Genomic DNA, 11,556 nt, shown 5'->3' with positions numbered 1-11,556 from the left:
TCCATTCGCGGTCGCCCAGGCGTGTGCAGTCCGTGGGTGGTGTTGATGAGGTGATGTGGGCGTGCCGCGGTGGCCGCCCGCGAGCAAGGGCCGGAGCGGGCATGCCCGGACCGCCTGCCAAGCGCTCCGAAGATCGAAGGTGGAACAAGAAGAGCATTGCAGCTACAACCATTGCAGCTACAATAAAACAACATGGGCGAACAAGTCAAGCCGCAAGGCTGCACCAATCTCAAGCTGCGCCAGCTCAGCCGCGCCGTCACGCGCCACTACGACGCCTACGTCGCCCCCACCGGCTTGAAGAACACCCAGTACTCGCTGCTCTCGCACGTGGTGCTGCTGGGGCCCATGCGCCCCGGCGAACTCGCCGCGCGCATGAAGCTCGAACCTTCCACGCTGACGCGCAACTTGCAGCCGCTGATCACCGCCGGCTGGGTCGCGCAGGGCCCGGGCGACGACGCGCGCAGCCGCTCGGTCATCGCCACCGAGGCCGGCCGTGCCAAGCGCGCCGAAGCGCAGCGCGCCTGGAAGCAGGCGCAACTGGCCCTCAATGCCCGCCTCGGCCACGAGCGCATCGTCGCGCTGCACACGCTGATCGACGACTGCCTGGCCACCCTCGATGAACCGGAGACCGACGATGAATGACCCGCTGCGCCGCGCGCTGCCGCCCGTGGCCCTGGTGCTGCTGGCCGCCGGCGGCACCTTTGCGTTGACCATGGGCGCACGCCAGTCGATGGGCCTGTTCCTCGGCAACCTCAACACCTCCACTGGGCTCGGCCTGGCGAGCATCAGCCTCGCCTTCGCCTTTGGCCAGCTCTGGTGGGGCCTGACCCAGCCCTTCGCCGGCATGGTGGCCGACCGTGTCGGCGCCGGCCGTGTGCTGGTCGCCGGCGTGCTGCTGGTCGCGCTGGGCACGGCGCTGATCCCCTTCATGACGACGACCGCCGGATTGATCCTGGCCATCGGCGTGCTCGCCGCCGGTGGCGCCGGCATGGCCGGGCCCTCGGTGCTGATGGCCGCGACCACGCGCCTCGTGCCAGCCGAGAAGCGCGGCATGGCCAGCGGCATCGTCAACGCCGGCGGGTCGTTCGGCCAGTTCGTCTTCGCGCCGATCGCGCAGGGCATCACGGCCGTTGCGGGCTGGGCCACCGCATTGCAGAGCCTGGCGCTGATCACGCTGCTCGCGCTGCCGGCCGCCTGGGTGCTGCGTGGCCATTCGTCGCATGCCGCGGCGGCCGGTGCGGCACCGGTGAAGAAGCTGAGTGCGCGCGAAGCGATCTCGCAGGCCCTGGCCGACCGCAGCTACCGGCTGTTGTGCGCCGGCTTCTTCGTCTGCGGTTTCCACGTCGCCTTCATCGCCACCCACCTGCCCGGCGTGGTCGCGTCCTGCGGGCTGCCGGCGGCCATCGGCGCCTGGTCGCTGGCGGTGATCGGCCTGTTCAACATCGTCGGCAGTGTCGCCATGGGCTGGGCTGTCGGCCGCTGGCGCATGAAGTCGCTGCTGTCGCTGGTCTACGCGGCGCGCGCCGTCGCCGTGCTGGTGTTCGTGCTGTCGCCGAAGACTGAAGGCGTGATGCTGGTCTTCGCCGCGGTGATGGGCCTCACCTTCCTGTCCACCGTGCCGCCCACCGCCGGGCTGGTGGCGAAGTTCTTCGGGCCGGCCAACATGGCCACGCTGTTCGGCATCGTGATGGTGTCGCACCAGATCGGCGGCTTCCTCGGCGCCTGGCTGGGCGGACAGGCCTTCGAGGCGACCGGCAGCTACGACTGGATGTGGTACGCCGACATCCTGCTCGCCGTCGCCGCGGCGCTGCTGCACCTGCCGATCCGCGAGAAAGAGTTGCCGCCGCGCGCGGTGGCGGCGGCCTGAGCCACCGCGCCGGGACGCTATTCGCCGCGCGTCGCCGCCACGCCGGGCACCACGTCGTCGCCGTAGGCCGCCTTCCAGCGCGCGTTCAGGCGCTCGCTGGCATCGAGCCGCTCGCCGGGCAGGCCGTCCTCGGCATGCCATTCGGCGATGCGCGACTCGACCGCGAAGTGCGAGACCGGGTGCACGCGCCCGGGCTCGTCGAGGCTGCCGACCGACAGGTCCATGCGCTTCGAGTCGCGGTAGGCGAAGGTGAGCGGCGTGCCGCACTCGGGGCAGAAGCCGCGCAGCGCGAAGCTCGACGAGGCGAAGAACCTGGCTGGCTCGCCCTGCCAGCGCACCGCGGCCTGCGGCACGTTGATGAAGGCTGCCCGTGTGTTGCCGAAGGCGAGCTGGCACATGCGGCAGTGGCAGTAGTAGCCCTCGTCGGATTCGGGCGTCACTTCGTAGCGCACGCGGCCGCACAGGCAGCCGCCTTGCAGGATGAGTGGATCGGCCATGCGCGTCTCCTGGAAGGATCAGACCGTGTAGTTGAGCACACGCCGGCCGCCGTCGGCATAGACGATCTCGCCGGTCAGGTAGCTGGACGCGTCGCTGAGCAGGAAGGCGACCACGTCGGCGATCTCGCCCGGCTCGCCGAGCCGGCGCATCGGCGTGCGGCTCATGATGCGCGCCTTGGCCTCCTCGCTGCCCAGCACCGCGTTCTTCGCCAGCTCGGTGGCGATGGTGCCCGGCGCCACTGCGTTGACGCGGATGCCGCGGTCGGCCAGCGCCAGCGCCATCACGCGGGTGAGCTGGTCCACGCCGCCCTTGCTGACGTTGTAGCTGGCGATGCTCGGGATCGCCATCACGCCGTTGACCGAGCTCATGTTGACGATCGCGCCGCCGCCGTGGCTCGCCATGTGCCGCGCCACCGCCTGCGCGACGAGGAAGGCTCCCTTCAGGTTGACATTCAGCACCGCGTCCCAGTCGGCTTCCGTGATGTCGAGGAAGTCGGCGGCCTTGAAGATGCCGGCGTTGTTGACCAGCGCGTGGATGCGCGGATGGGCTTGCAGCGCCGCGGCCAGTGCGGCATCGACCTCGGCCTTGTTCGCCACGTCGCAGCGCACGAAGGCCGCGTTCGCACCGTGCGCACGAAGCTCGGCGGCCAGCGCGTCGCCGCGCGCGGCATCCACGTCCCACAGCGAGACCGCCGCGCCATCGGCCGCGAGCCGCCGCGCGCAGGCTTCGCCGATGCCCTGGGCCGCGCCAGTGACGATGGCGACGCGGCCTTCGAAGCCGAAGTGCACCTTGCTCGCGCCGCTCATGCCGCCCCCTTGTCCAGCCAGATGCCCATGCCTTGCGCGTTCAGCTCGAGGTCGACGGCGAGCAGTTCGGCCACCTCGGCGTCGCTGAAGCGGCAGCCATGCGCCTTGACGATCTCCAGGTAGTTCGCCAGCAGCGCGCGCTTGAGTGCCTCGTGGCGGTCCGGCGCGTCGCGCAGCGAGCGGCCGATGGCGACCAGCTGATCGAGCTGCGCGAGGAAGGAGGCCCCGAGGCGCTGCACGTCGCCGATGCGGCTGTAGTGCGTCAGGTACATGCACTCGGGCTGGAAGGACAGCAGCCGCAGCACCGACTCGCGCAGCGGCCCGGGCTCGAACTGCACCGGCGTCGTCGTCGGCAGCAGCCAGGGGCCACGCTCGGTGTCGAACTCGCGGTAGCTCAGGCCGAAGGTGTCGCCGGTGAAGAAGCCGCGGCTGCGCTCGTCCCACACGCAGTGGTGGTGGCGTGCATGGCCGGGGGTGTCGATCAGCCACAGCGGCCGTCCGGCCAGTTCGACGGTCATGCCGTCGGCGGACTCGCGCACGCGGTCGGCCGGCACGCCGACGATCTCGCCGTACGAGCGGGCGATCTCCTCGGCACCGTACACCGCGGTGGCCCCGGCCACCAGCGCCGACGGATCGATCATGTGCCGCGCACCGCGCGGATGCACGATGGCCGTGGCGTTCGGCAGCCGCTGCATCAGCGCGCCCACGCCGCCGGCATGGTCCAGGTGCACGTGCGTCGGGATCACGTAGTCGACGTCGGCCGGCCTCAGGCCGAGCGCCTCCAGCGTGCCGAGCAGGCGCGGCACGGCGAAGTTGGTGCCGGTGTCGACGAAGGCCGCGCGGCCGTTCTCGACGATCAGGTAGGCGGCATCGAACAGCGGGCGCTGGAAGCCGGTGTCGATGGCATGGACACCGTGGCCGAGGGCCTGGGCGTAGGCAGGTAGCGTGGACATGAGCAGGGATTCTAGGCAGCGCCCCGTGCCCGGCCGCCGGGACTTCCGCTATCGTCTCCCCCATGTTCCGCCTGACCACCATCGTGCTGCTGGGTGCGCTGACGGCCGGCTGCATCAACATGCGCAGCCCGACGAAACTCGCGACGGGTGCCGGCGCGGATGCGATCCGCCAGCAGCTCGGCGAGCCGACCGGCCGCTACCCGCTGGCCGACGGCGCGATGCGCCTCGAGTACGCACGCGGGCCCTTCGGCCGCGAGACCTGGATGCTCGACGTCGATCCGCAGGGCCGCCTGGTCAAGGCGACGCAGGTGCTGGTCGAAGCGAACTTCGCCACCATCAAGGCCGGCATGACGCGCGACGAGGTGCTCAAGCTCATCGGCCGGCCGGGCAACGTCGGCTACGTCGGCTGGCAGAAGCAGACGGTCTGGAACTACCGCTATTCGAGCCCGTTCTGCCAGTGGTTCCAGGTCGGCCTGAGCCAGGCCGGCATCGTCGAGGACACCGGCTACGGGCCCGACCCGATCTGCGACGACGTCGACACGCCGCTCGGCGTCGGCGTGTTGCGCCTGCGATGAACACCGTTCTCTACGGCATCCCCAACTGCGACACCGTCAAGAAGGCGCGTGCCTGGCTGTCCGAGCGCGGCGTCGAGGTGGCGTTCCACGACTACAGGAAGCAGGGCGTGCCCGAGGCCGAGTTGTCGTCATGGATGAAGCACGTCGGCTGGGAGAAGCTGCTCAATCGCCAGGGAACGACCTGGCGCAAGCTCGACCCGGCCGTGCAGGCGGCGGTGACCGACGCGGCCAGCGCGCTCGCCCTGATGCGCGTGCAGCCCAGCGTGATCCGCCGGCCGGTGCTGGTGCGCGGAAGCGATTTGCGGATCGGCTTCGACGCGGCGGATTGGGCCAGGCTGTTCGCCTGAGCCTGGCGCTGACCGGAGCCCTCACAGTTTCAGGTCGAAGGTCGCCTCGGCGAGCACCTGGCCGTTGATGCGCAGGTCCAGCGCATGCCGCCCGGCGTGGTAGCGCCGCGTGGTCACCTCGCGCATCGAGTGGCGTTTGCTCAGCGTGCGCGATTCGCCCGCCGCCAGGTCGATCACCCAGCCCTTGAACACCTTGGGTGTGCGCTCGCCGTTGGCCTTGACGTGATGCACCGCGTAGTCGATCACCAGCTTCTGTGCGCGCTTCGCCGATGAACTCAGCGATACCTCGAGCGCCAGCGACTCGCCGACCTGCACGCGCTTCGGCGTCAGTGCCAGCGACACCTCTCCTGCGAAGCGCCTGCCCAGCCCCCAGGCCTTCAGGATGCGTGCATCGCCGCGCTTGATCAGCGTGCGGCTGGCGTGCTTGAGCAGCGCGCGGCGCTCCGGGGATCCGCCGGGGAGATGGCGTTCGACCCAGTCGGCGACCAGCGCCGGATGGTCCTTGGCGATGTCGTTGAGGTGGTTGGCCACGCTGCGGCGCACGTAGTCGCTCGGATCGTCCTGCAGCGCGGCGAGCAGCGGCAGCGTCGGCGACGGGTCGGCGATCAGGCCCTTGAGCTGCAGGCCCCAGGGCAGGCGCGGCCGGCTGCCTTCGCTGACCAGGCGGCGCACATGCGGGCTCGGGTCGGCCAGCCAGCGCTGCAGGGTGGCGAAGCTCAGCGCCGGGTGCTCGACGATGAACGGCCGGATCGCCCACTCGGCGGTGAAGCGCTGGGTCAGTTCATGCAGGCAGCCCAGGGCCCGCTCGGGCGAGGCCAGGCCGCGGCGGGCGACGAACTCGGTCAGCGGCCACAGCGCCCAGCCGGCCAGGCCGGCCTCGCCGGCGCGCAACTCGCCGAGCTCCTCGTCGCGGCGCACCGGCAGCAGGCTGGCTTCGATGACGCCGGCGGCGGTGTCGAAATCGGCCGGCAGCGTCGCCTCCAGTGCGGCGCACAGGTGCTGCGCGCGTGCCTTCAGCTCCAGCGCCTCCAGGCCGTCGAGTGCCAGGGCCTCGAAGCGCTCGCCGTCGAAGGCCGGCCAGGCCCGCGAGAGGTGCCGGCGCAGCCAGCTGACGATCTCGGCGTTGAGGAAGTTCTTGAACGGTTCAGCCATGGGGCGGCAGCATAACCACGCCCTCGAGCGCACGCGAATCGTGCAGTCATGCACCGCCAGGCGGCGGGCGCATTGCCGAAATCACCGCATTAGTGCGCGGTGACTGCACCAAACAAGGCACAGGAGTTGCTCTCCTGGTGCATTCGACGGCCGTTTGCGGTGCGTCAGGCACGACAACAACGCACGAGGGGACTGCGATGGATCAGGTCAAGCAGGGCACCGATGCCCTGTTCATTCTGCTGGGCGCGATCATGGTGCTGGCGATGCACGCCGGTTTCGCGTTCCTCGAACTCGGTACGGTGCGCAAGAAGAACCAGGTCAATGCGCTGGTCAAGATCCTGGTCGATTTCGCCGTCTCGACGATTGCCTACTTCTTCGTCGGCTACACGGTGGCCTATGGGGTGAGTTTCTTCAGCGGCGCCGAGACGCTGGCGGCGAAAAACGGCTACGAGCTGGTGAAGTTCTTCTTCCTGCTCACCTTCGCCGCGGCGATCCCGGCCATCGTCTCCGGCGGCATCGCCGAACGGGCGCGCTTCGGCCCGCAGCTGTTCGCCACTGCGGTGCTCGTCGGCCTGGTCTACCCGCTGTTCGAAGGCGCGGTGTGGGGCGGGCGATTCGGCGTGCAGGCCTTCATCGAGTCGACCACGGGTTTCGCCTTCCACGACTTCGCCGGCAGCGTGGTGGTGCACGCCGTCGGCGGCTGGATCGGCCTGGCCGCCGTGCTGCTGCTCGGCGCACGCGCCAACCGCTACCGCAAGGATGGGGGCATCAGCGCACACCCGCCCTCGAGCATCCCCTTCCTCGCGCTCGGCGCCTGGGTGCTTGCGGTGGGCTGGTTCGGCTTCAACGTGATGAGCGCGCAGACCATCGACAAGATCTCCGGCCTGGTCGCGGTGAACTCGCTGATGGCGATGGTCGGCGGCACGCTGGTGGCGGTGCTGCTGGGCAAGAACGACCCCGGCTTCGCCTACAACGGCCCGCTGGCCGGCCTGGTGGCGGTGTGCGCCGGCTCGGATGTGATGCACCCGGCGGGCGCACTGGTGACCGGCGGCATCGCCGGTGCGATCTTCGTCGTGCTGTTCACGCTGACGCAGAACCGCTGGAAGATCGACGACGTGCTCGGTGTCTGGCCGCTGCACGGCCTGTGCGGTGCCTGGGGCGGAATCGCCTGCGGCATCTTCGGGCAGACGGCGCTCGGTGGCCTGGGCGGTGTCGGCCTGCTCGCCCAGTTCGTCGGCACGCTCGCCGGCGTGATCTGGGCCTTCGCCAGCGGCCTGCTGGTCTACGGTGCGATCCGCGCGATCACCTCGCTGCGCCTGACGCCCGAAGAGGAATACGAAGGCGCCGACCTGTCGATCCACAAGATCGGTGCGACGCCGGAGCGTGAGGCGAGTTGGTAGCGGTTGGCCGGCGGTCATTGATTCCACCTGCCACGGTCTGAGCGCTTGGGCCGGCGGCGGTACCTGCGTTCTCCGGCCCACGCTCGCGGGCGGCCACCGCGCGCCGCGACGCTCCCCTCGTCAACACCACCCTAAGCCCGCCACGGCCAGGGCGACCGCGAATGGGGCCTGCGCCCGCAGGCACCACCGCCGCCCCCCGAACCATAGGTGGCATGCCGATAGCGGGCCTCCGCTGTGGTGGGGACGGGGGGTTGGGCGGGCGGGCGCAGGCCCCATTCGCGGTCGCCCTGGCGTGGGCAGGCCGGAGGTGGTGTTGACGAGGTGAAGCTGGCGGACCGCGGTGGTCGCCCGCGAGCGTGGGCCGGAGAACGCCTGCCCGGCCCCCCGGCCCTCGCGCCGATCGATGCGAGCGAGCCGACTCAACCCGCCAGCAACTGCCTCAACACGAACGGCAGGATGCCGCCGTGCAGGTAGTAGTCGACCTCGATCGGCGTGTCGATGCGCAGCGTGAGCGTGACGCGCTGCGTCGAGCCATCGGCGCGTTGGATCACCAGCGTCGCATCCGACTGCGGTTTCAATTCACCGCCCAGGTCGATGCCGATCACCTCACTGCCGGTCAAGCCCAGCCCCTCCCACGAGTCGCCCGCCTTGAACTGCAGCGGCAACACGCCCATGCCGACCAGGTTGCTGCGGTGGATGCGCTCGAAGCTCTTCGCGATCACCGCCGCGATGCCCAGCAACTGCGTGCCCTTGGCCGCCCAGTCGCGCGAGGAGCCGGTGCCGTACTCCTCGCCGCCGAAGATCACCGTCGGCGTGCCCGCGGCCATGTACTTCATCGCCGCGTCGTAGATGGACAGCTTCTCGCCCGAGGGCTGATACAGCGTCACTCCGCCTTCCTCGCGCGAGCCGTCCGGCCCCGGCGGGATCATCAGGTTCTTGATGCGCACGTTGGCGAAGGTGCCGCGCATCATCACCTCGTGGTTGCCGCGCCGTGAGCCGTAGCTGTTGAAGTCGGCCTTGAGCACCTTGTTCGCCTTCAGCCACTGACCGGCCGGGGAGCTCTCCTTGATCGAGCCGGCCGGCGAGATGTGGTCGGTGGTGATCGAGTCGCCGAACAGGGCCATGATGCGCGCGCCCTCGACCTTCAGGCTCACCGCCTTCGGCTGCATCGTGAAGCCGTCGAAGAAGGGCGGCCTGGCGATGTAGGTCGAGGCCGGCCAGTCGTAGACCTGGCCTTCGGTCCCTTCGATCGCGTTCCAGAGCTTGCCGGGCTTGCGCTTGACCTTGGCGTAGTTCTCCTCGAAGGCCTTGCCGTCCATCGCGTACTTCATCAGCGCGTGGACCTCGTCGCTGGTCGGCCAGATGTCGCCGAGATAGATCGCCTTGCCGTTCTTGCCGGTGCCGACGGGCTCGGTCATCAGGTCGCGCATCACGTTGCCGGCGATCGCGTAGGCCACCACCAGCGGCGGGCTGGCGAGGAAGTTGGCCTTCAGGTTCGGGTGGATGCGCGCCTCGAAATTGCGGTTGCCCGAGAGCACCGCGGCGCAGATCAGGTCGTTGCCGGTGATCGCTTCGTTGATCTCGGCCGTCAAGTCGCCGGCGTTGCCGATGCAGGTGGTGCAGCCGTAGCCGGCCAGATAGAAGCCGAGCTTCTCGAGGTAGGGCAGCAAGCCGGCTTTCTCGAGGTATTCGGTGACGATGCGCGAGCCCGGCGCCAGCGAGGTCTTCACGTGCGGCTTGACCGTCAGCCCCGCCTTCACCGCCTTCTTGGCCAGCAGGCCGGCGGCGAGCAGCACGCCGGGGTTGCTGGTGTTGGTGCAGGAGGTGATGGCGGCAATCAGCACGTCGCCGTTGTGCAGCGTGATGCCGCTGGCGGTGGTGACCGGACGATCCAGCCTGCCCGCCGGCTGGTTGAAGCCATTGGCCGCGGCCGGCGCGCTGAACAGCTCGCCGAACTTCGCCTTGACGTGGCCGATCTCGATGCGGTCCTGCGGCCGCTTCGGCCCTGCGAGGCTGGGTGCGACCGTGCCGAGGTCGAGCTTCACCACCTGGCTGAAGTCGATCTCGCCCGCCTTCGCCACGCCGAACAAGCCCTGTGCCTTGAAGTAGGCCTCGAAGGCCTCGATTTCGCTCTTCTTGCGGCCGGTGCCCTTGAAGTACTCGACGGTGCGCTCGTCGACCGGGAAGAAGCCCATGGTCGCGCCGTACTCCGGCGCCATGTTGGCAATCGTCGCGCGGTCGGGCAGGGCGAGCGTGCGCGTGCCTTCCCCGAAGAACTCGACGAACTTGCCGACCACCTTGTGCTGGCGCAGGATCTCGGTGACGGTGAGCACCAGGTCGGTCGCCGTCACGCCCTCGCGCAGCTTGCCGGTGAGTTCGAAGCCGACCACGTCGGGCGTCAGGAAGTAGACCGGCTGGCCGAGCATGCCGGCCTCGGCCTCGATGCCGCCCACGCCCCAGCCGACCACGCCGATGCCGTTGATCATCGTCGTGTGGCTGTCGGTGCCGACCAGCGTGTCGGGATAGCAGACGCCGTCGCCACGGCGGTGCACGCCGCGCGCCAGGTACTCGAGGTTGACCTGGTGCACGATGCCGAAGCCCGGCGGCACGACGCCGAAGGTGTCGAAGGCCTGCATGCCCCACTTCATGAACTCGTAGCGCTCGCGGTTGCGCTCGAACTCGAGCTTCATGTTCAGGTCGAGCGCGTGCTTGTTGCCGTAGTGGTCGACCATCACCGAGTGGTCGACGACCAGATCGACCGGCACCAGCGGCTCGATGGTCTTCGGGTTCTTGCCCATCGCCGCGGCGACGTTGCGCATCGCCGCCAGGTCGGCCAGCAGCGGCACGCCGGTGAAGTCCTGCAGCACCACGCGGGCAACGACGAAGGGGATCTCGTCGCTGCGCTCGGCGTTCGGTTTCCAGTTCGCCAGCTGCGCGACGTGCTCGGCCGTCACCTTCTTGCCGTCGCAGTTGCGCAGCACCGACTCGAGCACGATGCGGATCGATACCGGAAGCCGGCTCACCGAAGGGTACTGCTTGGCCAGCGCCGGCAGCGAGTACAGCCGGCCCTCCCGGCCCGCGGCCGTCTTGAAGTGCTTCAGGGTAGCGGCGAAGGGGTGAGCGGCCATGGTCTCGTTCCTTGGTTGGTCAGCTGGGCAGCGGCAGGTAGCGCACCGACAGCACACCGGTGATGCCGGCGATCTCGGCCAGCGCACCGGCAGCGACGGCGCTGTCCACGTCCACCAGCGTGTAGGCCATCTCGCCGCGCGACTTGTTGACCATGTTGTGGATGTTCAACCCGGCGCGCGCCATCGCGGTCGAGATCTGGCCGAGCATGTTGGGCACGTTGGCATTGGCGATGGCCACACGGTAGGCCGATTCGCGCGCCATCGCCACGGCGGGAAAATTCACCGCGTTGGCGACATTGCCGTGTTCGAGGAAGTCGCGCAGCTGGTCGGCCACCATCACCGCGCAGTTCTCTTCCGCCTCGTGGGTGGAGGCGCCCAGGTGCGGCAGCGCGATCACCTTGGCGTGGCCGTGCAGCGTGGCGTTCGGGAAGTCGCAGACGTAGCGGCCGAGCGCACCACGCTCGAGCGCGGCGACCACCGCCGCATCGTCGGCCACGCCCTCGCGCGAGAAGTTCAGCAGCACGGCGTCGGGCTTCATCACGGCCAGGCCGCTCGCATCGACGAGATGCCGCGTGGCCGGCAGCAGCGGCACGTGCAGCGAGACGAAGTTCGATTCACGCAGCACCTCTGCCACGCTGTGCGCGCGCCGCACCTGCGAGGGCAGGCGCCAGGCGGCGTCGATCGAGATCTCCGGATCGAAGCCGATCACGTCCATGCCGAGCTTGATGGCGGCGTCGGCCACCAGGCTGCCGACCTTGCCCAGGCCGATCACGCCCAGCGTCTGGCCAGCCAGCTCACGACCGGCGAAGGCCTTCTTGCCGTTCTCGACG

The 11,556-nt window shown here is 69.5% G+C and carries 11 protein-coding genes; 5 read left to right on the top strand and 6 right to left on the bottom strand.

The annotated features are described in order from the left end of the window. Positions 1 to 192: 192 nt before the first annotated feature. Complete coding sequence (locus AAG801_RS35430; RefSeq protein ID WP_341892633.1) at positions 193 to 642, top strand: MarR family winged helix-turn-helix transcriptional regulator; 450 nt, start codon at positions 193 to 195, stop codon at positions 640 to 642. Then, a complete protein-coding gene (locus AAG801_RS35425; protein ID WP_341892632.1) occupies positions 635 to 1,867 on the top strand; it encodes an MFS transporter in 1,233 nt (410 codons plus the stop codon). Before AAG801_RS35430 ends, AAG801_RS35425 begins: the two co-directional genes overlap by 8 nt. A 17-nt stretch (positions 1,868 to 1,884) precedes the next feature. Here AAG801_RS35425 and AAG801_RS35420 read toward each other — a convergent pair whose 3' ends face one another. Genes AAG801_RS35420 through AAG801_RS35410 form a run of 3 tightly spaced genes read right to left on the bottom strand, consistent with a single transcriptional unit; the run spans position 1,885 to position 4,124 of the window. Then, the gene (locus tag AAG801_RS35420; RefSeq protein ID WP_341892631.1) at positions 1,885 to 2,364 is read right to left on the bottom strand and encodes a GFA family protein; all 480 of its coding nucleotides are present in this window, start codon (positions 2,362 to 2,364) and stop codon (positions 1,885 to 1,887) included. An 18-nt stretch (positions 2,365 to 2,382) separates the two neighbouring features. Beyond that, entirely contained in the window at positions 2,383 to 3,171 is a 789-nt protein-coding gene (locus tag AAG801_RS35415; protein ID WP_341892630.1) for an SDR family NAD(P)-dependent oxidoreductase, read from the bottom strand. Further along, positions 3,168 to 4,124, bottom strand: coding sequence for an MBL fold metallo-hydrolase (locus AAG801_RS35410; protein ID WP_341892629.1), 957 nt, complete (start codon positions 4,122 to 4,124; stop codon positions 3,168 to 3,170). The genes AAG801_RS35415 and AAG801_RS35410 overlap by 4 nt, the downstream gene beginning before the upstream one ends. A 62-nt stretch (positions 4,125 to 4,186) precedes the next feature. Here AAG801_RS35410 and AAG801_RS35405 point away from each other — a divergent pair, with 62 nt between their 5' ends. Together AAG801_RS35405 and AAG801_RS35400 are read left to right on the top strand one after the other, a co-directional pair. Next, the gene (locus tag AAG801_RS35405; RefSeq protein WP_341892628.1) at positions 4,187 to 4,699 is read left to right on the top strand and encodes a hypothetical protein; all 513 of its coding nucleotides are present in this window, start codon (positions 4,187 to 4,189) and stop codon (positions 4,697 to 4,699) included. Continuing rightward, complete coding sequence (locus AAG801_RS35400) at positions 4,696 to 5,046, top strand: ArsC family reductase (RefSeq protein ID WP_341892627.1); 351 nt, start codon at positions 4,696 to 4,698, stop codon at positions 5,044 to 5,046. Before AAG801_RS35405 ends, AAG801_RS35400 begins: the two co-directional genes overlap by 4 nt. A 21-nt stretch (positions 5,047 to 5,067) precedes the next feature. Here the strand turns inward: AAG801_RS35400 and AAG801_RS35395 are convergent, their stop codons facing one another. Beyond that, on the bottom strand, positions 5,068 to 6,198 hold the full coding sequence (locus tag AAG801_RS35395; RefSeq protein ID WP_341892626.1) for a DNA alkylation repair protein: 1,131 nt from the start codon (positions 6,196 to 6,198) through the stop codon (positions 5,068 to 5,070). A 197-nt stretch (positions 6,199 to 6,395) separates the two neighbouring features. On the opposite strand from AAG801_RS35395, the gene AAG801_RS35390 reads away from it, so the two are divergent. Then, positions 6,396 to 7,598, top strand: a complete 1,203-nt coding sequence (locus AAG801_RS35390) for an ammonium transporter (RefSeq protein WP_341892625.1) — start codon at positions 6,396 to 6,398, stop codon at positions 7,596 to 7,598. Between the two features lie 419 nt (positions 7,599 to 8,017). On the opposite strand, the gene acnA is transcribed toward AAG801_RS35390, so the two are convergent. Both acnA and AAG801_RS35380 read right to left on the bottom strand, forming a co-directional pair. Then, the gene (gene acnA, locus AAG801_RS35385) at positions 8,018 to 10,726 is read right to left on the bottom strand and encodes an aconitate hydratase AcnA (protein ID WP_341892624.1); all 2,709 of its coding nucleotides are present in this window, start codon (positions 10,724 to 10,726) and stop codon (positions 8,018 to 8,020) included. A gap of 19 nt (positions 10,727 to 10,745) precedes the next feature. After that, a partial coding sequence (locus AAG801_RS35380) for a phosphoglycerate dehydrogenase (protein ID WP_341892623.1) occupies positions 10,746 to 11,556 on the bottom strand: 811 nt, incomplete at its 5' end.

This window comes from Variovorax sp. YR752, from assembly GCF_943372545.1.
The sequence above is the reverse complement of the archived record's forward strand: the minus strand, read 5'-3'. Positions and strand labels throughout refer to the sequence as shown.